Source organism: Neobacillus camarae (assembly GCF_054950115.1).
In genome coordinates this window covers 1,205,209-1,231,588 of the sequence record NZ_JBUCKX010000001.1, presented here as the reverse complement: position 1 = coordinate 1,231,588, position 26,380 = coordinate 1,205,209, and the positions used below count along the sequence as shown (strand labels likewise).

Annotated in this window: 16 protein-coding genes; 2 read left to right on the top strand and 14 right to left on the bottom strand. The window is 41.7% G+C overall.

Annotated features, from left to right (window positions below; genetic code table 11):
* Nucleotides 1–14: 14 nt before the first annotated feature.
* The 10 genes from ACY8D0_RS05700 to ACY8D0_RS05655 all read right to left on the bottom strand — a co-directional run bounded on the left by ACY8D0_RS05700 (nucleotide 15) and on the right by ACY8D0_RS05655 (nucleotide 15,867).
* Nucleotides 15–1,571, bottom strand: a complete 1,557-nt coding sequence (locus ACY8D0_RS05700; protein WP_462409507.1) for an extracellular solute-binding protein — start codon at nucleotides 1,569–1,571, stop codon at nucleotides 15–17.
* 193 nt (nucleotides 1,572–1,764) lie between these two features.
* Nucleotides 1,765–4,344 carry an exo-rhamnogalacturonan lyase family protein gene (locus tag ACY8D0_RS05695; protein ID WP_462409506.1) on the bottom strand — a complete coding sequence of 860 codons (2,580 nt, stop codon included), beginning with the start codon at nucleotides 4,342–4,344 and terminating at the stop codon, nucleotides 1,765–1,767.
* Between the two features lie 28 nt (nucleotides 4,345–4,372).
* Complete coding sequence (locus tag ACY8D0_RS05690; protein ID WP_462409505.1) at nucleotides 4,373–5,566, bottom strand: oligogalacturonate lyase family protein; 1,194 nt, start codon at nucleotides 5,564–5,566, stop codon at nucleotides 4,373–4,375.
* Nucleotides 5,567–5,738: 172 nt separating this feature from the next.
* Complete coding sequence (locus tag ACY8D0_RS05685) at nucleotides 5,739–6,395, bottom strand: rhamnogalacturonan acetylesterase (protein WP_462409504.1); 657 nt, start codon at nucleotides 6,393–6,395, stop codon at nucleotides 5,739–5,741.
* Between the two features lie 167 nt (nucleotides 6,396–6,562).
* On the bottom strand, nucleotides 6,563–7,963 hold the full coding sequence (locus ACY8D0_RS05680; protein ID WP_462409503.1) for a family 4 glycosyl hydrolase: 1,401 nt from the start codon (nucleotides 7,961–7,963) through the stop codon (nucleotides 6,563–6,565).
* A complete protein-coding gene (locus ACY8D0_RS05675; RefSeq protein WP_462409502.1) occupies nucleotides 7,956–10,130 on the bottom strand; it encodes a glycoside hydrolase family 88/105 protein in 2,175 nt (724 codons plus the stop codon). Before ACY8D0_RS05675 ends, ACY8D0_RS05680 begins: the two co-directional genes overlap by 8 nt.
* Before the next feature lie 312 nt (nucleotides 10,131–10,442).
* Nucleotides 10,443–12,536, bottom strand: coding sequence for a bifunctional aldolase/short-chain dehydrogenase (locus tag ACY8D0_RS05670; protein WP_462409501.1), 2,094 nt, complete (start codon nucleotides 12,534–12,536; stop codon nucleotides 10,443–10,445).
* A gap of 418 nt (nucleotides 12,537–12,954) precedes the next feature.
* Nucleotides 12,955–13,674 carry a LutC/YkgG family protein gene (locus tag ACY8D0_RS05665; RefSeq protein WP_462409500.1) on the bottom strand — a complete coding sequence of 240 codons (720 nt, stop codon included), beginning with the start codon at nucleotides 13,672–13,674 and terminating at the stop codon, nucleotides 12,955–12,957.
* Nucleotide 13,675: 1 nt separating this feature from the next.
* A complete protein-coding gene (locus ACY8D0_RS05660; RefSeq protein WP_462409499.1) occupies nucleotides 13,676–15,100 on the bottom strand; it encodes a LutB/LldF family L-lactate oxidation iron-sulfur protein in 1,425 nt (474 codons plus the stop codon).
* Between the two features lie 50 nt (nucleotides 15,101–15,150).
* Entirely contained in the window at nucleotides 15,151–15,867 is a 717-nt protein-coding gene (locus ACY8D0_RS05655; protein WP_462409498.1) for a (Fe-S)-binding protein, read from the bottom strand.
* 387 nt (nucleotides 15,868–16,254) lie between these two features.
* On the opposite strand from ACY8D0_RS05655, the gene ACY8D0_RS05650 reads away from it, so the two are divergent.
* Together ACY8D0_RS05650 and ACY8D0_RS05645 are read left to right on the top strand one after the other, a co-directional pair.
* On the top strand, nucleotides 16,255–18,885 hold the full coding sequence (locus ACY8D0_RS05650) for a beta-glucosidase H (RefSeq protein ID WP_462409497.1): 2,631 nt from the start codon (nucleotides 16,255–16,257) through the stop codon (nucleotides 18,883–18,885).
* Nucleotides 18,886–19,004: 119 nt separating this feature from the next.
* The gene (locus ACY8D0_RS05645; RefSeq protein WP_462409496.1) at nucleotides 19,005–20,495 is read left to right on the top strand and encodes a glycoside hydrolase family 30 protein; all 1,491 of its coding nucleotides are present in this window, start codon (nucleotides 19,005–19,007) and stop codon (nucleotides 20,493–20,495) included.
* A gap of 159 nt (nucleotides 20,496–20,654) precedes the next feature.
* Here the strand turns inward: ACY8D0_RS05645 and ACY8D0_RS05640 are convergent, their stop codons facing one another.
* The 4 genes from ACY8D0_RS05640 to ACY8D0_RS05625 form a co-directional block, all read right to left on the bottom strand.
* Nucleotides 20,655–21,527, bottom strand: a complete 873-nt coding sequence (locus tag ACY8D0_RS05640) for a C39 family peptidase (protein ID WP_462409495.1) — start codon at nucleotides 21,525–21,527, stop codon at nucleotides 20,655–20,657.
* A gap of 312 nt (nucleotides 21,528–21,839) precedes the next feature.
* Nucleotides 21,840–23,183: a multi antimicrobial extrusion protein MatE gene (locus tag ACY8D0_RS05635; protein ID WP_462409494.1), complete on the bottom strand. Its 1,344-nt coding sequence runs from the start codon at nucleotides 23,181–23,183 to the stop codon at nucleotides 21,840–21,842.
* 22 nt (nucleotides 23,184–23,205) lie between these two features.
* Nucleotides 23,206–24,786: a response regulator transcription factor gene (locus ACY8D0_RS05630; protein WP_462409493.1), complete on the bottom strand. Its 1,581-nt coding sequence runs from the start codon at nucleotides 24,784–24,786 to the stop codon at nucleotides 23,206–23,208.
* A gap of 198 nt (nucleotides 24,787–24,984) precedes the next feature.
* Nucleotides 24,985–26,295: a pectate lyase family protein gene (locus tag ACY8D0_RS05625; RefSeq protein ID WP_462409492.1), complete on the bottom strand. Its 1,311-nt coding sequence runs from the start codon at nucleotides 26,293–26,295 to the stop codon at nucleotides 24,985–24,987.
* Nucleotides 26,296–26,380: the final 85 nt, after the last annotated feature.

The following is a 26,380-nucleotide window of genomic DNA, read 5'->3' as shown; positions in this document are numbered from 1 at the left end:
GTTTCTTTCAAATCTTACTTTTTGCTTTTGCTTTTGTTAGCTTTGTATAACTTATTCATTTCAGCAACGTAGTCGTCCCCACCGGAAGACTTCCATAATTTAATCGCATCTTTAAATCCGTTTTCATCAATTTGGCCAACGATATATTTGACTCTGGCATCGTTGATAATGTTGTCAAGCTGCTGTCCTTTTTGAGCATAAACTTCTGAAAGCAATGAAGCAGCTGGATTTGCTACAACAATTTCTTCATTATCTACCATGATCTTGTTTTCTTTTAAACGAAGTGCTGAATAATCAGCATGTTTGAAATTGCTTTCAGGAATCCCTGGTATGAATTGGTTAAGGTCTTGGAATTCTGTATATTCTGGGTCTGTAGATGTTGTAATGGCTACGAGTTTTCCATTCTCCATCTTATAATTGCGTCCTTCAACGCCATCATAAGCAATTGTTTGAGCAGGCTCGTTATTCAATTTATCAATGAAAGATAGAACTTGTTTTAATTCCTTTTCAGTTTTTACACTTGATTTTGGAATAGCCAATAAGCCGTTATAACCATCAGTAGGGAGATTGAACAATCCTTCATCTCCTTTGACAGCTCCTGCTACATCCACAACGTCTTTATTTTTTGGATCGATTTTTTCCATAGCCTCTTGATTTCTATGAGCATCGTCCAATGTGCTGATTTGAACGCCTGATTTTCCAGTTTGGAATGGTTCATTCCATTTTGCGGTATCCATTACAGCAAAATCCGAATTGATTAATTTTTCATCATATAATTTTTTAAAGAATTTCAATGAATCCATATATTGAGAAGTCATGAAATCTGGTTGGAGCGTGCCATCCTTTTTGATGCCCCATTTATTCGGTGCGCCAAACCATGTTTGCATAATATCAAACGGTCCATACCATTTCGAAATGGTCATGCCGTAAGTGTCATCTTTCCCGTTTCCATCTGGATCATCGTTTGTAAATGCCTTTAAAACATTATAAAAATCGTCAATTGTTTTAGGTTCACTTAATCCTAAGTTTTGCAGCCAATCTTTACGGAAGAAGAATCCATTTCTTCCTAGTGGACGAGCCCGGTAAATGCCATAAATTTTTCCATCAATTGCACTGTTTGCTAAGGTAATTTCATTAGCTTTACTTAAGTTTGGATAATCTTTTAAATATGGTGTCAAATCCCAGAATGCCCCATCACGGACAGCGCTTACAAAACTTGGAAGTTTACTAGGAATCATAATGATTTTTGGCAAATTGCCAGAAGCTAAGGTTACATTTAATTTATCAGTATAGTTTGAGTTGAAAACATAATTGACAGTTATATTAGCATTCGTGTACTTCTCCAGAGCCTGTAAGGAAGGGCTGCTTTCTGTTGGCGGAGTAGCTGAATAGGCAGTCGTCATGATACTAATATCCAGTTTTTCAGAAGTTTTTTCACCACTTGCTTTACTACTTGCTTTCGTACTTGATTGTGCAGAATCATTGCTGCAGCCGATCAGGGAAGATACCAGCAAAACGGATAATGCCGGGATGGCTGCCTTCTTTCCTATTGATTTTTTTGCTTTGTTCATTCAAATTCCCCCAATAAAAAATAGTAGATTCATTGCCAACATTGTTCAGTTACCCCAACAGCCCACTAGAGCGATTAGTTTGTCGTAACTGTGTCCTGTATTGTCTTTAAATTAAACCGCTTTCATTTTTCTTGCAATTATCAATTTTTGTACTTGAAAAGCCCTTGATACAACAGGGTTTTTCAAGCTCTTTTCACTTTATTGCCGCATTATCACTTTCTTGTGTTTGTTCCATTGGCAGGTAATTTCCTATCAGTTCTAATGCTGCAATCGTATTTAAGCACCACTGTGAAGTTGTGTTTGTCGTTATTTCCGGTATTTCAGACAATTTCTTCCAAATGTCGATTTCCTGGCTTTCTATCGGCAGCACCATTTGACTTATTTCATCATTTAATAACAGATTCCAAGCTTTTTTTGCTAAATTTTCATCTTGCCTTTTTGCCGCCGCATAGGCTACCATCCCGGATGCCAGCATGGGAAGACTAAACAGTTTATCATAAAGAACACCATTACTTCTTTCCAGTTTTTCTTCATTGCTTAACACATAAAATTCTCCGAATTCGGCTAGCATATCATCCCATACTTCATCATCCAATGCCTGGGCAATTTCCATCCAGGCCTGAGGCCCGCCAAATGCAATGACCATATGATAGCCGCCTTCATTTCCATCCCCCATATGAAGAAGGGAACTTGTTTCTGGATCGTAGCCGAAGGTTGGGCCGGAAAGTAATCGGAACGGCAACTTTTTAAGAATGTCAATTCCCGTGACAATTTTCTGTTTATATTCGATATTTTCCGTACGTTCCCATTCAGAAAACCAATTCGAACAAAAGGCTGCCCAATCAGGACCCGTACGAGCATGTGTTGGATATTCTTCAGCAGAATAAAATTCCCTCATTGGGTCAAGTCCGTAAAGGGCTTGATCCGCATCTCGCACCTCTGTTAACAAATCGCGTGTTCTTTCATCGGTTGTTAAAAAGTAGTAATATTTATGCAGCCCGGCCATGCTAATACGGGCTTCTTTGCACCCGCAGCCCCAATGAACGACATTGTGCCTTGAGCCTAGTCCTGCATATTCGCCTAAGTGGTAACGGTCAACTTCGCTGGTGTGCCGGGTCATGGCTTCCGCAAATGTAAAGATGTCTTCCCTGCCTGAACGCAAGAAGGCATACCAAAGCCAAATATTTGGAACCAACTCTGTATTCTGCCATGCAAATCCCCCTAGGTCGTATCGCCATTGATGGCGCACGGGATCATAGGTGTGCATGACATCTCCATAGTTCCAATAACCGTACCATTTACGTTGTTCCACTTCATTTTTGTAAAAAGCAAAGGCATAATCCAATTGTTGCTCTAACATCGCTTTGGCAGGGGTGCTTCTATCGGGTAAGCCCCAAACTCCCAATGCTTTCGTAGCGTAATAGTACTCCGGTTCGCAAACCAGCAACAGAGGCGATTGCCACTCATCGATTTTTTGGACTAATTCTTGATGTGTTGGGGCATTGGCGTATAGTTGCAAGTAAACTTCGCTTGTATTGGCAATGCCATTTGCAGTTGCCCTCATTTCATCAAATCCCTCGTAGGCACTTACCACATGAGTTTCTTGACTGTAATGCCTGAAATCCATTGCCTCGGAATCAGGTGCCCAAAACCATACTTTTACTTTCGATACAGCTTGACTTAATTGGGAAACCTCTAAACTAGACGGAAACTTCTGCCAGAAGTTTTTCATGCCAATTGCAATGCCGCCATCTTCCCCCCCAACATAAATCAAGCCTTTTGCTCTTGTTCCATGTGTCGATTCTACCCATGAGCAGCCGTCCCCAGTTCTTTTTACGATTTTATAATGATCAGAGGAATCTTGCGTGATTTTAAAATCGTTCCAAACCGCATTTTGCTTGGCATGCTCAAGCAATGGTTGATGGTCAGGTCCTGTTAAATCCAATATCTCCCCATCAATCTGTTTTTGGTACAAACCGTTTGCATTGCGATGTCTTCTGGTAAGCAGCAGCTGGGCTGGTTCCGAGTAGATTCCCGTATCACCCGTAAATCTGATATTTCGATTCCAGAGTTCCCCTTTTACTGGTACGGAAAATTCCATGCCTAACCCTTTAATAAAATCAGTTTGCGGGTCAGCATCATATAAAAAGGTATGGACCAGTCGAACCGTGGATGTACCGGCAAAAAAGTACAATCTTAAGATAAATGGCAACAGAGTAGTTTCCTTTGAATGTTCTTGATGGACACCTTCAATTTTAATGACACTTCTTAACGGACCTTTTTGTTCCATTTCTACCTGGATAATTTTACTTTGAAGGGCTGTTTCCCGCGTGACCTTGCATCCGTTCTCCTTGCTGCAGCTTTCTTTAATCGCAACTAATCTTCCGTCTGTGCCAAAAATTTTAGAGCCGTTTTTTATGGTTTGGATAAAGCTGCTACCCCGTTTATTCACAATAAATTGGCTTTCGCCGGTATCTATTTCAATGGTATTATCTGTTTCTGTGATCTGTAATGGACGCTCATTGGTTGCATTTTCGTCTTTTACGATTTCAAATGAATCTAAATCCCCCTGTAGGATGGCTGCATGCCCAGTCCATTTTACGCTTCCATCCGGCCAAAAAGCCATGTGCCAGCTTTGTAATGGAGTTTTTTCCCCCTGAACATTTTCAAGAGAAAGAGAATCCTCCTTCCGCAACGCACCTTGCTTCCATGGCACCCCCCAGGAGACACCCGTTTGCGCTGCCGGTTTTGTGTTTAACCATTTTACTTTCATCGATGTCATTCTCCGTTCTGTCATCCTATTATTTTATTAGTTTCCCATCTATTAGTCTTGGCAGACTTTCAAAGTCGGGAACATCTGCTAAATAAACGTTACCATAGCCATTCATATCGCTTGTGAACAAGATTTTTGTCCCGTCCTGACTAAACCTTGGATGGACATGGATTTGCTGAACATGAAAGCTGCCGCGATGTTTACATAAAACTCTTGGTCCTTCCATGCCTTGATTGGTGTTTTTCCATAGGAATATACAATCCTGGTACCTTTCGCCATGGTAGGCACTCGACTGCTGTCCATCCCCCACTATGAAGGATGAATCATTGGAATGGATGTGCATATTTTGATAAGGGAATTCAAACTCTTGGCAAACTGAATTATCATAAGATGCGAACCCTAGAAACTTGCCATCTGTTCTGTCCAAAGAGTCCGTGAACCCATGATAGCCAATCGTGAGTCCATCCGCATGCCAGTATTCATGGCCGGCATATTGATTGCTTGTTCCCTCGCGAAGCTTCCAAACTTCTCCTGATTCAATATTCATAACCCAGATTCGATGGTCGACTTTTTCCCATGGTCCCTCGTGGCAGAATGTAATCAAATGTGGCTGGGTGGGTGATGCATTGACATGACCAATCCAGCGTTTTTCTTCATGAATGATTCGGGCTTCCCCTGTTTCGAGATTGAGCAAGTTAATCATGCAATAAGGTCTTGCCGCTTCTGTTTCTTCAAAACCTACGTATCCGCCAGAAAGATTGGTTTTGATAGTTTGTGACAAATCTTCTGAAAGACCGAAACATAAATGTTTTCCATCCGCTGTACAGCTTAAATTGCTAAAATGATAGCCTTTTGGCTGATGGTAGATAGTCCGTTCCTCATAGGTATCCAAGTTAATGGAGATAATTTTTTTATCATAAGTAAAATACGCTTCATGTTTGAGCGGATTTAAGAAAGTTCCCTGCAATCCATTTGTAAGCTTTGGATCCAAATCCGTAAGCTGGGTTAATTCTCCGGTGGACAATTCAATGCTGTATAAATTGATCGAGTTCCCGCGGTCAGAACATATCAAAAGCTTAGATCCGTTATCATACCAGCCGTTATTCGTGAAATAAACGTGATAATCGTGTGCCTTGTAGTTCGTTAATTGAGTAATTTTGACATTGGTAATGGAATCCCGAAACTCGCTCCATTCACTTGGCCATATTGTGCCCTTTCCCAATTTGAACGCCTCTTTTCTGTTGTAGTTGCTTTTTAAAAAGTGTTGCTAAATTCCACCTTACAAGCGCTTTCTTTTTCCAGCAATAATACTTTTTTGCACTTGTTTCTAATCGCTTCGGAAATTCGTGTAAAAAAAGACCACCAAAAAAAGGGTGATCTTAAATATCATTCACTTATTTAAAAAACTTAGCGATTGGCAGATTCAGTTCTTTTACTCCCTCGACTACCAGTCTAGCCATCTGGTTTGCACCTGTTTTGGTAAAATGGGTGTAATCGGTTCCATTGACTGACACCATAAAGTAGGCAAGTGCTTCCTCATACCCAATATTCTCAAACAACTTCAGACTTTTTTCCATTAAATCGATTAATGCTACGTTTTCATTTCTTGCAATCTCTTTCATAGCCTGGCAGTATTCCGGAAAGTCATTGATAAAACTTCCATTCTCTAGATGCAGTCTGGCTACCGGGGTAATCAACACCGGTTCTGCCTGACACCTTTTCGCAACCTCAACATATTCTTTTAAATACTCTTTATAGGTTGTGAAAGGTTCCGTATACCGTTCTGGCTTGCTTTTGGTTGCGTCATTATGCCCCATTTGGATGAACAAGTAGTCACCGGTTTTTATTTCCTCCGCAATTTTATCTAAACGCCCTTCCTCGATAAAGGTTTTAGAGCTTCTTCCACCGATTGCATGATTGGCTACTTCTACCTCATCCGTGAAATAGTTCTGAAGGAACTCTCCCCAGCCACCCTGATTTTTTTCAGTCACGTCATACCTTTGTACAGTCGAATCGGCTGCAAGGAAAATTTTCAGCTTATTTGTAATCATTAAAATCCCCTTCCCTTTGGATGCAAATGAAGAAGGGTTTTCCAAAAAGCAAAGGGGTCAGACACCTCTCCGCAATATATAGAGAATTTTTTAAAAAACTCGTTCTATATATTGGTCGAGGCGTAAAGTCAGACCCTTATTGGACAGCCCCTTCCCATCTAGTTCATTTAATTTTTGACAGTTTCAAATTCCCAACCAGGCAGATAGCTTTTTGTATTAAACAACATTTTTTCAAAAAGCTCTTCTGTTTCCTCAGGAGTAAGCGAACTTAACAAAGGATCCTGTCTAAACGCGCTCAAAGCCAATTGTTTGTCACACTTGATGGCCGCCTGCAGCGTCATTTCTTGGATATGGATGTGGCGCAAAACCATATTATTGACAGGAGTTGGCAGTTCACCCGAGACAATTGGCTGGACACTATTGTGACCAAACACCGCATTCGTTTCGACAATCACGTTTTCTGGCACTCCGGCCATTTGCCCCTTGTTCGGTAAATTGACATTCGAAATGATGTCACCCAATCCAAGGATCGCTTTGATCATTTGAACGCCCTCTTCACCTGTAGCGTTTAATACAAAGGATTCCTCTCCATTGGCAAGGCGCCGGCCCTTTTCATAAAGCTCTTTGCCTCTTTCAGCCCGCCAATCAACCGGTGTCAAACCAAATTTCCATTCTCTTACTTTTTCAGGGCTTTGCAAATACCAGGTGTTCGGCATGAATTCCGCCAAATGCCGGTCCCCGGCTGCCGCAATGACACCAAACTTTTTAAACAAGTCGAACTTTACTCTTTGGGCGGAAGAGAAATGGTCGTTCAGCCAGTTCCCCGTGTTTTTTCCCTCAAAACCGGACTCATAATATTTATCAGCAAATTTTTCATATATCGGCAAAAGATTGATATTTTGATAAGAAGCACGGTCGAGCCAAGTAAAATGGTTAATCCCCAGCACATTCACCTTTATGTCACTGCGTTTAACCTTTTCAAATCCTTCCAATTCCTCCAACATGGAAGCCAAAAGTTTTTGGGTGCCAAATACTTCATGACAGCAGCCAAATGCTTTGATTTCTGGGAATACATGATAAAGAGTTCTCGTACAAAGGCTCATTGGGTTTGTATAATTGATTACCCATGCATTTGGCGAATGCTCCTTAATGGCATTGGCAATTTCCACAAAGAGTGGAATGGTCCTTAGTGCCCTGACCATACCTCCGGGACCCACTGTGTCCCCAACAGATTGATAGACTCCGTATTGTTCCGGTGTATGTACATCTGACTTCATCTCTAAGAATGTCCCAGGCAAAATGGAGATAATCACAAAATCTGCACCTGTTAATGCTTCTTTTAATGTTTTAACAGCTTCATAGTTCCACTGGCCGACCACATCGTCACGTTCACGCAAACGGTTGCCGATCGTCTCATTTTGTTTTGCCGCTTCGTAATTGATATCGTACAGTTTAACGGTCCCAGAAATGCTTTCCTCTATCGCTAGATCACTCATTAAGCCCCACGCCCAGCCGCGCGACCCCCCGCCGATATACGCGATTTGTACATCTTTCATTTGCTTAACCATGCAAAACTCCTCCTTTGATTTGTTGAGCCATCCAATTTTTCAGTCTTAATGTCTCAATGCCTGAAAGTAAAACAATGCCAATTCCATGTGTGTCATTCAATATCCATGTTAGGTCATCTTTGTAATATTCCTTCGTGAAGGCATAACCCGAACCTTGACAAACGCCATACACATTTCCATATTTATCAACACCTACTTTAGAAAGCCCTTCAAAGCCTAGAATAACAGCTTCGATAAATTCTTCTGGGTCTTCCAGCCAGCCGTAGCGAATGCCACGTGCAAAAGCATAAATAAACATTGCCGTACACGATGTTTCCTCATAGGAGTCTGGTTCGGTTAACACTTGGTGCCATAAGCCGTTTTCCCCCTGTAAGGCTAAATAACCTTCCGCTAGTTCTCTAAAAAAGGTCAGAAGTTCTTCCCGCTGCGGATGGCTTTCCGGCAGCACAGCCAATAGTTCCGATAAGGAAAAGATAACCCAGCCATTACCGCGCCCCCATGGGATTCCTGTCGCTGTATTAAATTTAAAGTCATAGACATGTGACATAATATTCAAGCCTGGAATAAATAAAAGTTCCTTATATCGTAAAAACTGATTAACAGCATCATCAAGGTAAGCGCTGTCTTTTGTTACCTCAAAATATCTGCAAAGAAACGGTACACTCATGTACAAATCATCGCACCATACCGTATCCTTCATAAATTCCACACTGCCGAAGCTGCGATATAATGCCTGGTTTGGAAGTCGACTTTGTTTATAGGAAATATAATCCGCAATGTCATCGGCAACTTCTCTTGCATCGCGGATTGGTGCCATTTGCTGGCCAACCAGCATGGTTGCTCCAAAAGATCCGCAATCATCTAAACTATCAATCGCCGACAATTGGGTATTAATCCCGGAAGCGCCATACTGCTTTCGGTCCCATAGGGAATATTGATAGAAGGATGTGCATGTCTCGATATGACGCAAAGAGTAGTCGACAATATCCTCGCGGTTTAACTCTTTCCCCGTCTGCAAAAGTCCATACAATGTCACGCCAAGGGGATAATCCCATTTACCAAACAAAGGGTTCTCCAAATAAGGACGTACCCATGTATCCGGCATGTCCAGCCGCCAATAGGTTGGGCCGTCAACACCATCTAATAACGTATCCATCCTCAGTACATCTTCTAGCACAAGAGGCGCCGTCAACGAAAAAGGACCTGCATATATCCAAGCGCCCTTTACACCTTCGATAGGTACCGGGAGGGTAAAATTTTCTCCCCCAAGCCGAAAGCCCCAGTCTTTGTTACCCTGACAGGTGCTTTTGATCACCATCTGATGTTCCCCGTACGGGAGATCAACGGATACTTGAAACTTCTTGTTCTGTGTCGACTGGTAAAGACATTCACCATTTACATATAGTTCAACTGGGCCGTTATTTTCTCCATTCAAGATAAAAGTCCGGATGGCAGGCTTGTTATTGACTAGCTTTGTCCAAGCAAGGGCTTGAGTATTTTCCTGAATCCCAAACATTCTGGAGAGCTGCGGCCTTTGCTGATCCCATTTTTGTTCCGGAAGCCACTTCACATCATCATCACATTCGTATGTACCTTCTTGTGGGAGCTGGTCCATTACACGTTCAAGCGGCTGTGTAAATAGCCAGCCTTCTTGTCCATTTCTTTCTTCTGATGGCATTAAGAAGTGCAGCGGAAACCGTTTAAATGACCCTGTTCCAAATATCCCCCCAAATCCGGAAGGCGTTTTCATAAATTGCAGAATGAAATGATTCCAGCCTTTTTCCAGCCTTACACGGAAATTAGTTCTTCTCTTCGGATTCGTTTCCTCCACAATACTGGATCTAAAGATTGGCTCGTTACGAAGGTAAATCCGTACCGGACCAAAACAGTTTAACCCCAATGCAATATCTTTTTCGTCATCGCTCCATAATTTGGCCCAAGTATAGACCCATTGTCCATCACTTGCTTCCGGGAACTTTTCCTCCAAATTCATTACATAGCGGTAATCGCCCCCACGATGAAACCCTTTTTTACTGAATGCCCGGAACGTTATGGGGTGAGGTGGATTGGATCCTATATATCTATCGGAAATGGTTGCTAGGATTCCTTCTACCTGATTTCCGAGCTTCGCATGGATGCTTTCATTCTCATAAAAATAAGATGGCAATTCTTATTCACTCCTCCTTATATTTAATTAGGGTCATTTAATAACCTCGGCAACAATCCCCCCTTTTCTTTTACTTTAGTAGAGCAGAGGTTTTCCAACAATAACACTTTTTTAAATCCCTTGAAGGCAAAATAAGACTTTTTTGCGGACTTTGGACAAAATTGTTTTAGTAACGGATACTGCCAGTTTCATTGCCTTTTTTTATTTTTCGCGTTACAGGCAAAAAAAACTGCCGTCGATATCCGTTTTTCCTCAGGATATCGACGGCAGTTTAGGCTGCCTAATCAAAGAGTTTCTTTTTCAATACACTTATTATCTAGTAAACGCTGCTGGCACACCGCCATCGACAGTTAACATACATCCGGTAGTTTTGTCTGATTTTGATGAAGCAAAGAATGCAATCGATTCTGCGATATCACTAGGATAAATGTTTACTAACAAGGTAGTACGTTTACGGTAGTGCTCTTCTAATTGGTCAGGGGCAATGCCGTAAGCTGTGGCACGCTCTTCACGCCATTTTGAGTTCCAAATAGCGGATCCCTGGAGTACAGCATCTGGAAGAACGGAATTCACACGGATACCAAACTCGCCGCCTTCAGCTGCAATACATCTTGCCAAGTGGGTTTCAAGTGCTTTAACCGAGCTATAAGCAGCAGCACCTTTACCGGCATAAACAGAGTTTTTAGAACCGACAAATACCATGTTACCGCCAATGTTCTGTTGCTTCATTTGCTTGAAGGCTTCACGGGCTACTAAGAAATAACCAGTTCCTAGTACATTTAAGTTTAGGTTCCATTCTTTAAGAGTTGTTTCGTCAAGCGGGCTTCCTGAAGCAAGACCGGCGTTATTCACAATGATATCGACCCCACCGAAAGTAAGCGCAGCTTGATCAAATGCAGCTTGTACTTGTTCTTCACTCGTTACGTCCATCTTTACAGCAAGAGCACGATCGGCACCAAATTGCTCGTTGATTTCAGCAGCAACCTTTTCTGCCCCTTCAAGATTTAAGTCAGCTAGAACAACTGCAGCTCCTTCAGATACAAAGCGGCGTGCTGTTGCGCTACCGATTCCGCCTGCTCCTCCAGTAATGAATGCCACTTTTCTAGAGAACTCTGCTTCAGCTGGAGCAAGAGATAACTTATATAACTCTAATGGCCAATATTCAACATTGTAAGATTCGTTTGCACTTAGAGAAACAAAGTTTCCTAATGTTGTAGCACCCTTCATTACAGCGATGGCACGGTGGTATAATGCGCCGCTGATTCTTGAATTTTTAACGTCCTTACCAGTGTTCACCATACCAATACCAGGGATCAAGATAACACGTGGTGCTGGTTCGAACATTTTGTCGCCTTCGTTTTTGTTTTCTTCAAAGTATTGTTTGTAAGCTGTTTTAAAGCTTTCGACTCCCTCTTTGATGCTGGAAATCAGCGCTTCAACATCTTTTGTTTGCGGATCCCAGTTTACATAAAGTGGGATCATTTTGGTATGAACAAGATGGTCAGGGCAAGCAGCACCGATTTGCGAAAGTTCTGGTGCGTTGTTGCTGTTCACAAATTGCAGTACATCTTCACCACGGTCAAAAGTTAACAGCATTTTCTTCTCATCACTTACTGCGCCACGGATAACAGGCAATACTTTAGCTAGAACGCTAGTAGCTTCTTCTTCAGAAAGAGATTGATATTTTTGACCGCCAAAAGTTTTAGCCTCGTCAATTCTTTCATTAATATATGCTTCAGCTTCGTTAATAATTTGAATGGTTTTTGCATATGCCTCTTCAGAAGTTTCTCCCCATGTTACAAGGCCATGTTTTTCCATTAATACTAATTCTGCATTTGGATTATTTAATACTCCCTGTGCAATCATTTTTGAAAGAGTAAATCCAGGGCGAATATACGGTACCCAAACAAAACGGTTTCCAAAAATCTCCTCTGCTAATTGTCTTCCATTGTCTGCGCAGCAAAGGCTAATGATTGCATCAGGATGTGTGTGGTCCACATGTTTGAAAGGTAAGAATGCATGCAATAATGTCTCGATTGATGCTCTTGGGTGTTTGCTGTCAATCATACAATGTGAAAGATAAGCAACCATGTCTTCATCAGACATTTCTTCGCGTTCGAATAATGGGCGAATGTCTTCTAAATTAAGACCTGTGAAATTTTGAGCCTTCATTGTGGCTAAATCGGAACCGCTTCCTTTTACCCACATAACTTCAACATCACGGCCGCGGAAATCCTTTTCAATTGTCTTCATAGAAGTGTTACCGCCGCCAAAGTTACATACCGCACGATCTGAGCCAATTAAATTGGAACGGTAAACGAGCTCTTGTACCCCTTTTGTTACTTGTGATGCATTTTCTTGATTCCAAAGGTTCTGTACCATTCTTACTCCTCCGTTTGTTTGCATTTATGTTTGTTATCTTCTGTTTTATTATAATATATCTTTGTTTATTTTTGAATAGAAAAGTTCATAAAAATTTCATTTTTTTATTTTTATATTATTTTTGTTAATGTCTCGGCTATTTTAGACTATTGATTTCCACTACTGGCGTTCGCTTTCCGCGGGCGGAACGGGAGCCTCCTTCCTATCTCCCCAAACGTCCCTTTTTCCTTCTGCTCGGTCAATATAAAGATTTTCGGCACTTATAAAATATGGTGCACTTTTTCAGCTCCTGCTCCGTTCTCCCAACGGTCCTATATGCCTTCCGCTCCAATCAACTTGTTAAAAAAATAAAATTAAACTTTATCCCAGCCAATTTTAAATAAAAAACTGTCCTATGATGGTTTGAAAAAGTCACCATAGGACAGTTTGATTTCATTTTTATCTATAAATCATTGATAACAATATAAGTCGCTTTAACAGGACCGTGGACTCCGACTACTAAATTCAATTCAATGTCGGCTGAGTTGCTTGGTCCGGTTATAAAATTAATACAGGATGCCACATGGCCCGTTTCCTGATGGATTTGCCTCATTTTTTGAGCAGCCTGCGTCATTCTAGACACGATCGAACTTTTTGGGATTAAGGCAATATAGGTGGTTGGCAAGAAACTGACAGTCCTGCCTTTATTTTCGTCGCTAAAAAGAACAACCGTCCCTGACTCGGCGAGTGTGATTTCACTAATGGTAATACCCACATTAGCCTGTTCAGCCTTGGCGATATTTTCTTCACCTTTTTTATGGTCCCATTCATATACATCGATTTCTTTATTCGGCCATTCTTGCTTCATCAAAGAATCGAGTCCCCACCGGGTGAATCTTTCATCCTTCCAAGTCACAACCGAGCCGCCGCCGTAATCGCTGACGACTTCGTCCAGAACCGATGATAGTTGGCCGCTGTCGGTTGTATGAATGGTGGTATGGATTTTTTTGCATTGTTCAATTAAAACCTCTACCAGTTCATCCTGGGTTGCGCCCTTTAACACCTCGTCTTGCGGCCTGAATTTCCAGTTTGGCCGTTCTACAGGCGCGGCAATACGCGGGCGGCCAAGCTGACTGGCAATTTTATTTAAAAATGCATCGCGGTTTTGTATCGTTCCAGTCATGTTATTCGCCCCCCTTTTCCCGGTTTTTAAACCAATCCCGGAATCTTTCTTTATTTGGTGCCGGAAATTCACGGATTTCAGTCCAAGCCTTTAATGGTCCAGGCCCTTTGGAAATTTTATCTCCATCGGTGAAAGGATTCATCGCGGTTGGAGCCAGTTTCGAACCAATTTTATATAAAGTTGGAGATGCAGCCCCTAACCCAAATGCTTTCATAGCCAATTTTTCCGAAATAGGTGCTTTTCCTTCTTTTTCCACAATCACTTCACGGTGTTTGAGCAGCAGATTATGCAGCGGGATTTTCACCGGGCATACTTCCGTACATGCCCCGCAAAGTGAGGAGGCATACGGAAGTTCTTTAAACTCGTCATAACCTCCTAGCAATGGAGAAAGCACGGCACCAATTGGCCCTGAATAGATGGAACCATAGGAATGCCCGCCCACATGGCGGTAAACTGGACATACATTGACACATGCCGCGCAACGGATACATTGAAGCACCGATTGAAATTCTCCGCCCAATATATTGGACCTTCCGTTATCCACAATGACAAGATGGAATTCCTCCGGCCCATCAACATCCAGTTCCTCTTTAGGACCCGTCAGCACGGTAATATAGCTGGTTAGCTTCTGTCCAACCGCGCTTCTGGTTAACAAGGAAACAAGGACCTCCATTTCTTCAAAGGTTGGGACAAGCCGTTCCATCCCCATGACGGTAATTTGCGTTTTGGGGAGTGCCGTAACCAAATCAGCATTTCCTTCATTAGTCACCAAACTAAACGAACCTGTTTCGGCTACAGCAAAGTTACACCCGGTAATCCCGATATCCGCCGTCAAATATTCCTGACGAAGCATCTCCCGGGCATGGGCAGCCAGTTCCTCCGGTTTGGAAGTTTTGGTATAGCCCAGTTTTTCCGTGAACACATCACGGATTTGTTCTTTATTTTTGTGGAGTGCCGGAACGACAATATGGGACGGAGGATCATGGTCATCTACCTGAAGGATATATTCGCCAAGGTCAGTCTCAATCACTTCACAACCTTCCTGTTCAAGAACATGATTCAGACTAATCTCTTCGGTCACCATTGATTTCGATTTGACAATTTTCTTGGCTTGTTTCTGCCTGACAATACCGCGTATATAATCGTTCGCTTCCTCTTTCGTTTGGGCAAAAAAGACATGGCCCCCGCGTTTCGCCACATTGTCACTTAGTTGTTCTAAATAATAATCCAAGTTTTCCAAAACATGTTGACGGATTTCCTCGCCATGATTACGCCAGTCTTCCCAGTTTCCCAGTTCTTCGGCAGCGACCCGTCTTTTGACACCCATGCCATCCTGAGCACCGGAAACGGCACCGCGCATAAAGTCGTCATGGATTCCTTTATTGACACGTTCTTTGAACTGCTCGTTGCTTATTTTCATTGGCATACAAATTCCCCCATTCTCTGCGCCTTCCCTTTTTGAACGTATCAAGGTGATTAAAGGCTGTTTAATACTTCTGCTATATGCATAACCTTAATCGGTTTCCCTTTGCGGCCAATTCTTCCACCGATGTTTATGAGGCAGCCCGCATCGGCCCCTATCAGGATGTCTGCATCTGTTTCTTCCACATGGCATACTTTTTCATCGACCATCTGCTCGGATATTTGGGCCATTTTAACGGAAAAAGTACCGCCAAACCCGCAGCATTGCTCTTTACCAGGAAGTTCGGTGAACTCTAAACCTTTTACATTTTTCAAAAGTTTCATCGGTGCTTCCTTCACACCCAATAATCTTGTCATATGGCAAGATGTGTGATAGGTCGCCTTTGCTTCTAGTCGCGCCCCGACATCTTCGACTTTTAACACATCGACGATGAACTGTGTCAGTTCATACGTTCTCTCTGCCAAACTTTTAGCTTTCGGTTCCCAAACAGGATCACCTTTAAAGATATGTTGATATTCATGGAACATAAAAGCACAGGAGCCGGATGGGCACACGATGTATTCCGCATCCTTAAATGTGTCGATCATCCGCTTCATGGCTTCCTTCGATTCTTTGGTGTAACCGCTATTATAGGCAGGCTGACCGCAGCAAACTTGTGATTCCGGAAAATCTATCTCACACCCTAATCTCTCAAGCAATTCAACGGTGGCTTTCCCCACATTGCTTTGGAAAAGATCCACGAGACATGTGGCAAATAAACTTACTCTCATCTTTCTTACATCCCCTTTTTGACATAAGCAATTGGCCTAACTAAAAAACTTTTATTTATTTTTGTTTTATTATAATACATTTTTGTTTGTTTTTGAAAGCTTCAAATCTTGTTTTTCTATAATGTCTTCAACAAGCCGGATTAAAAAGGGGAATTATGGAAAATGCCATCACTTCTTTATAGTGCCTTTGACCCATAAATTCTAATTTCATTTGAGTAAAATAATAGCCATATAGGCAATATATCACATAGGGAATAATAGAAAATTCTCCAGTTTTGTGAGAGAAAGGAGAGATTGGGAAAAGTTCATATCTTATATAAGCGTTTGAAAAGATAACCAAAACGTCACTAAAGTTTAATTTATCGAAACATTAAGGAGAATGAATCAATGAAATTCAAAAAACTTTTACGGCTGGGTGTTATGGCACTAATCCTAACCATTATCGTTTCATCGCTTAGTCCAGTATCTGCCCAGCCAAACCGGCCGTGGATGAATACCTCTCTCACTGCAGAAGCACGAAGGGATTTATTACTAAAGGAAATGACTTTAGAGGAGAAAGTTTCCTTCGTCACTGGAAACATGAATAATAATTATGGGTTTTATAACGCTCCATTGGAACGTCTGGGAATTCCTGCCCTGCAAATGGCGGACGGTCCTGCTGGTGTTCGTGTTGCCAATCCAAATATACAAGGTAAGAAATCAACCGCACTGCCAGCTCCACTCTCACTGGCGGCTACATGGGATGTGAATGCCGCCAAGACTTATGGTGATTTGATTGGCAATGAGGCATTTAATACCACTCATAATGTCCTCCTCGGACCAGGCCTTGACATAGCACGTTTTCCTTGGGGAGCAAGGAACTTCGAATCACTTGGTGAGGACCCTTTGCTTCAATCAAGGATCGGAACAGCCTATGTTCAAGGAGTACAGCAGCATCCTGTCATTGCTACAGGCAAACATTACCTTTTAAATAATCAGGAAACTAATCGGTTCACCATTAATTCCAAGGCTAGTGAGAGAACCATTCAAGAAATTTATGCACGGCCATTTGGAGATATTATCAAAAATGCCGACATGGGTTCTGTGATGTGTTCCTTTAACAAAGTGAATGGCACTTTTGCTTGTGAAAACGGACCATTGCTTACCGATATTCTTAGGAAACAATTTAATTTCCAAGGCTTCGTCATGAGTGACTATGGAGCCAATAAAAGCACGGCAGCGTCTGCTCTTGCCGGCTTAGATCTGGAGACACCGGGAGACCCAATTGGATTATGGGGGGATAAGCTGCTGGCTGCCGTGCGGGATGGGAAGGTTACAGAACAAAGAATCAACGAGATGGCTGGCCGGACTTTGCTGCAAATGTTCCGCAAGAAATTATTTGATCAACCAGTTCAGAATAACCAGATTCCTGCCAGAGCCCATGGCGAAACTGCGCGTAAGCTGGCTGAGCAAGGTATGGTTCTATTGAAAAATCGGAATTCAGCACTTCCATTAGATCGTAAAAAAGTCAAAACCATTGCAGTAATTGGACCCGATGCAGATAATGCTTCAGCAGCTGGAGGCGGAAGCTCACTAGTCAATCCAACTTATACCGTCAGCCCTTTAGAAGGGATTCGCAATAAAGTGGGGCAGAATGTAACGGTAACTTACTCTCCCGGCAGTGACCCGATTAGTGCTGGAGACATTTTGCCTGGCCCTTCGGCTGTTCCATCTTCCCTTTTGACATCTACGGATGGAACTAAAACCGGGCTGAACGCTGAGTACTGGACCAATATTAATTTCGAGGGCAATCCTTCTTTGGTGCGCGTAGACCCGCAAGTAAACCTGAATCTTGGTTTTTACAACTATGGAGGGTTTAATGCCCAATCGCCAAAGCTGCCCTCAACGCCAACAGATTTTAATAATAAAATGTCTGCACGATGGACAGGGAATTTAACGCCACCTGGGACTGGGAATTACACTTTGTCACTAACCAGTCTCGGATCAGGCAAACTATATGTTAATGATCAACTATTTATCGAAAATAATAATCCAAATTTGACTACGACTACAAAGAAAATGCAGCTCACTAGCGGCCAAAAATACAAAATCCGAATTGAATATAGTACTGGCGAGCCTAGTCCAGGGGCGCAAGATTTCGGTGGAATGGTTCGTTTCGGCTGGGTGCCGCCTGCAGGGGCAATCGATCCTGCCATGAGAAAAGCGGTTGACCTGGCTAGTAAATCAGATGTGGCTGTAATTGTCACAAGGACTTACGAAAGTGAAGGCTATGTTGATCCTTCCCATCTGGATTTGCCAAACAACCAAGAACAGCTGATAAAAGAAGTCGCTAAAGTCAATCGTAAAACCATTGTCGTCCAGATGAGCGGACGGCCAGTTCAAATGAATAGATGGCAAAATGATGTATCTGGGATCATCCAGGCATGGTTTGCCGGCCAAGAGCAAGGGAACGCAGTTGCCAATGTCTTATTCGGTGATGTGAACCCATCCGGTAAACTTCCTGTCACTTTCCCTGTTGATGAAAAATCTACCCCGGTTTCCAATCCTGCACAATTCCCAGGGGTGAATGGAGAATCTCAATATTCAGAAGGAGTATTTGTTGGCTACAAGGGTTATGCGAGGAACAAAATCAAACCTGCGTACCCATTCGGATTTGGTTTGTCTTATACCACTTTCGGATATAGAAATTTGAAAGCCACAGCCAAAGGTGATAATGTCCAGGTTTCGCTTAACCTTCGCAATACCGGTAAAAGGACCGGTTCAGAAGTGATACAAGTATACGCTGGAAAGCTGCCAGCCAAGGTCGAAACACCGATAAAACAACTGGCTGGATTCGCTAAAGTCAATCTTGCACCTGGCAAACAACAGCGGGTAACCATAACTCTTGATCCAAAGGCTTTATCCTACTGGGATGAAACAACTCACAAGTGGGTTATGCCGACTGGCAAAGTCCCAATTTATGTCGGATCATCTTCAGAAGATATACGGTTAAGCGGCAATGTTACCATTGGCCGATAAGTTTAAAAAATAACCAAAAAATCCTTTTAATAATTTGAATCAAATTTCAAAAGAGTTGGGATCAATAGCCCAGCTCTTTTGTTAATAACGAATTAAGAAAATTCATGAAGGAGAAAAGCATGAACGGTGCAAACATCTTAAATACAACTAAAAAGTGGCTGCTGTTCGGGTGCATTCTGTTTATTATTTTTACTTTTTCCTCCCCCGTCCAGCCTCGTCAACCTACCATAGTAAATGTATGGCTTACGACTGGAGATCAAAAGCATCTATTATCCCCCCAGACCTCTTTGGCCTTTACAACCGATACCGAGAACCATTTACCGGCAATTGATGTGAATCCGACCATACGATACCAGACTATGGATGGTTTTGGTGCCGCTATTACAGGCTCATCCGCCTACCTGATTAACCAAAAAATGAGTACTGTTCAACGTGAATCACTTGTAAAGGAGTTGTTTTCTAAAAAGAGCGGAATAAATATCAACTTTATTCGCCACACGATTGGAGCTTCTGATTTTTCAGTTGATGAATATGGTCAACCCAGCAGTTATACTTACGATGATACCGAATTAGAAAAAGACTACGATCTGAAGGAATTTTCTATAAAAAAGGACGCCCAAGTCATTAAGTTGTTGCAAAAAATATTGAACAACAGAAGTAATGTTAAGGTGATTGGTACACCTTGGACAGCACCTTCTTGGATGAAATACGGCACAAAAACCTTGAATGGCTGGTACCTAGATTATACGGACGAGAAGGTGTATGCCTCTTATGCCAATTATTTTGTGAAGTATATCAAAGCCTATAAGAACGCAGGAATACCGATATATGCCGTAACGGTTCAAAATGAGCCGGAGTTTACAACAAACTCCTATCCGAGTATGAGTATGAATGCAGCTGAACAGGCAAAGTTTGTGGGGGAATATTTAGGCCCAGCATTTGTGACCCATAATATTTCTACCAAAATCATCGCCTACGATCATAATTGGGATAAGGGTATTGATTACGCCACTATGGTATTAAGTGATAATCGGGCAAGTGCGTATACAGATGGAACAGCCTTTCACTGCTATGAAGGCCCCCCTGATTCAATGACGTTGGTTCACAACGCCTTTCCAAACAAAAGCATTTACTTTACGGAGTGCAGCGGCGGAAATTGGGGTAGTGATTTTCGGGATAATTTCACTTGGTATATGTCTAATTTAATGATTGGGGCACCGAAAAATTGGTCTAAAACAGTCCTGTTTTGGAATCTGGCTTTAGATTCAAGCGGAGGTCCGGCTAATGGCGGTTGTTCTAATTGCCGTGGCGTCATAACGATCAATCCCAAAAATGGTTCATTTTCAAAAAATGTCGAGTATTATGCACTCGGCCATGTCAGCAAATTCGTTGATGCAGGAGCGGTTCGTATTGACTCTACTGATTATAAAGGAAATATACATTCTGTTGCATACATGAATTCAGATGGTTCTATTGCTTTGATTGTTGCTAATGTCAGCAATGATTTGATGAGGTTCAAAATACGCTGGAATTCAAAATCATTTATTTACACCTTACCATCTAAATCGGCTTCTACATTTAAATGGTCTTCTAATAGCGGAAAAAAATAACGGAAAACACACTCATCAAAAATAGATTTTGCATCTTGCCAAAAGAAGTGATCCAATTTGTAGTCCAGACACAAAAAAACCGAACAAAGGACTAAAGGTGTCCCTTATTCGGATGATCAATGAATATTCAACTTCTTTGCTCGGTCTAGTACTAACTTATTATAATTGGTAACTGATTGCTTGGCTTCCCATTTGCGTCCAGGACGCTTCAAAATTAGCTCTTGAAACAGCTTTATATGGTTGCTCAGCTAATGGATCATTGATGTAAACGTAGGTATCATCATAACCTACAATTAACACGCTGTGCTCCCGATAAGTAATTTTCACTTGGCCTGATGGTGTACTCCATGTTGAAAATTCACTGTCAGGAAGCGAGGAAAACCTTGAGTTCGTAATGACCCAGACTGGTGACCCTTGCTTAACCATTTCGTAAACAGAATCAATGCTTTGCCCTGATAAATCGACTATCTTTCCAGGCAAATATTTCTCCGCTAAATCAGCAATCGGTCCATGATAAACAGCGTATCCCGATTTATTAAATGTATAAATATTACCTACAAACCCGTCATTTGGATTGCCTTTTAGACCGCTTTGGTAACGGAAAGGGACAGTGGTGATTTCCTTAGCAAGTGTTAATTTGTCAATGGAAACCCCGGCATATTGCAGCATCATGGTAAGACTTGTTACCTCACAGCCTCGTGATAGTTCAGGCATTTGCTGGACTAATGGAACATCATTTATGACGATTTTTCCATTTTCATCTTCCGTTACATTTTTTGGTTGATTGTCAGTTGTAGATTCGGTCTCATTTTGGCTGGTTTCATTGTCATTTTGTGCGGTACCTGCGGTACTTGCCTGAGAGACATCCGATGCCGATTCTACTTTATTAGACAGTTTTTGTTCTGTTTGCGTACTTTCGCTTAGTTCACTGCTTGCACTTGTATTTTTGGTAAGCACTGTTTTGGCCCCAACATAACCTACACTTGTTAGTATCCCAAGGATGAAAATAACTAGCAGGACTTTTCGCTTCAATGAATTAACTCCTCTCGAAATTTCTCGTCTGCATATTCTCGTCATATAAACCTATTAATCTACATATTAATTATAATATGTCTTTCTTAAGAGAAACTTAATTTCATGACCAAAATAATTTAAGGATTCAAAATAATACCTATTAAAATACTAACCTTAACATATTTGACGAATTTTGACAACCGATGTTACCATCTTCGAATATTCCTTCTTATTTTTTAAGTAATTTGGAAACTAAAATAAACCGCAAAGTGACTTTGCGGTTTATTACTACATGCAATAATAAAAGTACAAATGTTAACGTTAACATTTTTATATGCCGTGTTTAAACTGTTTCTGTTTGCTTACTAATTTCGTGTTTTGCTTCCTTAGTACAACCAAGGATATTGCCAATAAGCCGACAATCTCACCCGTGGAAGCCGCAATGGCCCCGACAGACCCATTTAATTGCGGATAGAGGGTTACTAACGGGATCATGATTAGAACAACCGATAGCATATTTAAAATTTGCGGTGGCAAAAGGGATTTCGTGCTCTTCTGAAGCATCAGCAACCCGCCGAAAAAATCCACCCATGGAAACACCGACGTTTTAATGAGAAAATATTTTAATACATGCAGGCTTTCTGCCGCAAGCCTCAAATCAGCTCCTAAAATGGTCCTCATGAACCAGAGGCCTGCCGGTGTAAAACATAAAATCCCCAGAAATAAAGTGGGAACAAAGCTAAAAACGAGCACGCATTTTATAACGGCAGCTCTATTATGCTTATAGAATTGCAAAACAATTTGATGGGTATACATAAAAAAGCTCAAGACCAGGTTTGTAATACTAAAAGCCAACGCAAACGAGGCGATGCCCAGATGCGCGTCTTGGATTTTTCCCAGAAAGGCATAAATGACGGGAATCAGAATACTTTGAAAGGACATATAAAAAACCAAAGGATAGTAGAACGAGCGAATTTCCTTCTGTATAACAGGCGTCTCCTTCTTGGTCATGCTTCCATTCACAATCTTATGTCCCCGCCAAACACTGATCAAACATTCTATGGCCATGCCGATTAAAAAAATAATTGCTCCGACTGCACTTGTATTGGCGTGACCTGTAAAGACAAGAAAACTGGCAACGGCAAACATCCCAGCCAATCTAATAAGGACCCCAACAGTCACCCATTTTGTTTCTAGCTGGTTAATGATGATGCCTTGATACAAGCATCGCAAACCCGAAAAGACGATAACCGGAGATAGGACCATGAACGTAATTTTTAAGGAAGCCATTGAATCCGCTTCCGCATTGAATCCATATACGAATAACCAGTCACCAATCTTGGTAAAACCGATTAAAGCACTTAAAACGGCGATGACGAGGCAAACTTTAATAAAAAAAGCCAGGATTCGGTAAAATGAAGCCTTTTCTCTTGCCAATGCCGAGGCCGTTTGCCGGAACACCAAAACCGGCCGCTCAAGAATCCCGAACAAGGATAGAGCAATCGCATAATTGGCTATAATGATTTCGGCATGTTCAGCCCTGCTTAATGTCCCGTTAATGATGACGTGGGAAATGGCCGTTAAACTGGCCGAAATAGCCAATGGTATAAAGAATACCAGCATTGGCATCACGGTAAAGTTCTTCGTTGCGTCTTCCGTTTTGATTGAGTTCACCCCTATTCTTTCTATGTTATATTCAGGATTTTACCAACCTGCTATTTTGCTTTTTAAACTCTGCCGGAGAAAATCCGGTATACTTCTTAAAACTGCTGCTGAAGTAATGAGAATTGGAATAACCCGTTCGTTCTGCCACTTCGTATGTTTTTAAATCACTCTGCTGAAATAGCTCAATAGCCTTATTCATCCGCATTTCCAGCAGGATGTCACCAAAATTCAACCCCAGTTCCACCTTAAAAAGATTACTAAGATAGGCATAACTGACATGGACCTCATCTGCAACCGTTTGCAGATTTAAATCGGTTCGATGGTAATTGGCATGGATAAAATCAATGGCTTGTTTGACTAGAGAATGCTTTCGCCCCCCATTGATCCTTTTAACGCGATTCGTGGCATCCAAGGCCATTCGTTCGATTAGGGTAAAAATTTCATCTATGGTCTGCATTTGGACTAGATCATTTTCAATTTCAAGAATTTTAGCTTCATCCCAAATCTTATTGATTTTGGAAGATTCATAGCCCAGGAGATTGATGATTTTTATTGCTTGCAGCACCATTGCCTGTAAGGTCAAATTTTTATTTGCATTGATTTTCCTTTTTGTCTCCTCCAGCAGTTCCGTTACCTTTTCAGGAAGTCCATAAGTAACATATTTTAATAGTTCTTGTTCTATCTCGGTTGTGAACCCCCTTTCCTCCCCTTGGCAGGCTTCAATTGCTTCTATGTTATAGACACTGTTCATGCCCATTATATGACGGAAGTTCATGGCTTTCAATGCCTCTATATAAGAACAGGCTATGTCCGCCACCTGTTGATAAACCCTTCCTCCGGTAATTGTAACAGTTGTAGGATATTTATTTCTTATCATATTTAGAATATTTTTTGGCAAATTCGCGATGGATTGAGTAAAAACATCTTTGTTCCCGGTACCGAATAAAAAAACCGCAATATTCCCGGCATCACCGTTTAAAACATAACCCTCTAGTGGAATAGTTTTAATATATTCTCTACAATCCTCCAATATGTGGTTTTTCAATACCGGTGTGACTTCCGTCTGATTCAGAGTAACAGACAGAGCGGCCGTCAAATGACCGAAAGGATGGATACCAATCATAGAAAGCTCCTGAAACATTTCCTGTTCATGAAGCGGCCTAAAACAAAGTTTTTTCAGAAATTGCTGTTGCCGGTACTTTTGGCTTTCATGAATCTGGCATTCTATTTGTCTTTCCTGTTCGATTTCCATTGATGCCTGCTCAAGTTTTTCAATCAGTTCGCTTGTTTCTATTGGTTTCAAAAGAAAATCAAATGCCTTTAGTTGAATCGCCTGATGCGCATATTTAAAATCCTGGTAACCTGTTAATAGGATAATCTTGGCTTTGGAATTAAACTTCTTTACTGCCTTTGTCATTTCCAGACCATCCATAAACGGCATTCGGATATCCGAAATGACGATTTGTGGATCGGTTTTTTTAATCACATCCAAACCTTCTACTCCATCGGCTGCCATCCCCGCCAATTCAAACCCGTGTTTGGCCCATGGAATCACTTTTGATAACCCTATGCGGATGATTCGGTCATCATCTACAATTACCACCTTATGCATCCAGTAATCTCCTTCCTTATTGCTAATCCTCACACGCAGCATTGGGAGCGGTTACATTTTTTAAGGCATTTCTCCTTGCTCCTTTCCTTCTACTACTAAAAATAACCTACTCTCCCCTATTGTTAAATGGGTCTAATAGGTTATATTTTGGGGAACAAAAAACCAAGGCTTTTTAAACAATAGCCTTGGTTTTTGGATTTATTCATCAATCTTGCCAGTACCGGCTTTTGCCTTGACAAGGGCTGGGACTGCCTGGGTCGGGTAAACCTTTGTAAATAAAGTTGGCTGCCACCCGACATTTTCATCAAGCTGGACATCACTGATTTTGTTATGGGCTGCTACTAAATCCACTTGACTTGCAGAACTCTTGCCGTCGACAAAAGACCCATCTTCATAAATAGAAGTTCCCTTCCAATCTTTAATAATGGTTCCAGGATCTACATCTGTGTCAAAATCAAAGTAGTTATTTTCCGCATATATTTTGGAGTTGACTCCAACTCCAAGGGCATAGCTATACTCATAATCAGAATTACTATTAAACTCGTAATAGTTATTGTAAACATGGACTTGACCATAACGAACTCTTGGCAGGCGCTGGGTCAAGTTTTTGTAATAGTTATGATGAATCGTGACCTTTAAGTGTCCCGTGTCGCTCGTTTTACTATCGCTGGAGCCGATCAGTGAAGTCTTGTCATGGTCCTCTAACACATTGTAGGAAATGGTTACGTAGTCAGCACCGTTAGTTACATCAAGCAGACCGTCATGCTGCTGGTAGGTGCGTCCAAAAACTTTTCCAAAATCCTCATCATGGTGTTCTCCATCCGTTAACTTGTTATGGTCAATCCAGACATTATGCGTGTTGTTGGTGACGGTGACATTGTCATATTCGGAATTCCACTCGCCATAATCGCCGTCTGTCGGGTCCCATTGCGGGAAGAAATCAACAGGTGCTTGGAACTCAATATTACGGATAATGATATTTTCAGCTTTACTTATAATAAAGCTGCCTCCGATAATCTTGGCATCATCGCCTACTCCGATAATCGAGGTGTTAGAGCCAATATTAACGGTAATCTGCTGTTTTTGTTTTTGAGCGGAGCGTGCACGGGCATCTTCAAGCGGACCTGACACTACTTTCTTACCCCAGACTTCAGGTTTGTAGGCATCAAGGTACGCTTGAAAATCATATGCCGGATCCGCATAATACTCCGGCCCGATTGGCTGGTTATTTTCGTCCACATTAAAATCGATCGTACCTTTAATATAAATGATTTTGGGGGTGTTTAAATTTTCACCGCCAAGCGCCTTTAAGAGCTCACTTTTATTGGTTACGGTAAAAATATGATCCACATCTGCTTTTGCCCCGCCTGTTGTTCCCTCTCCAAAGGCAGCCCACCCATCATTTGGTGCAAGGACTTCCTTTCCTAAATCTGGTGAAGCGGCCGAAACTGTGGATATACTCATTGCCATTAAGGAAGCTGTCAAGATACTGCTGAATGCTTTTTTCATCTTCATCTACTCCTTTTTATTGGTTTCTATTATTGCAGTCTCTTATTCGAAATACGGTATATGTATTTCTAAAGGAAGGCTAACA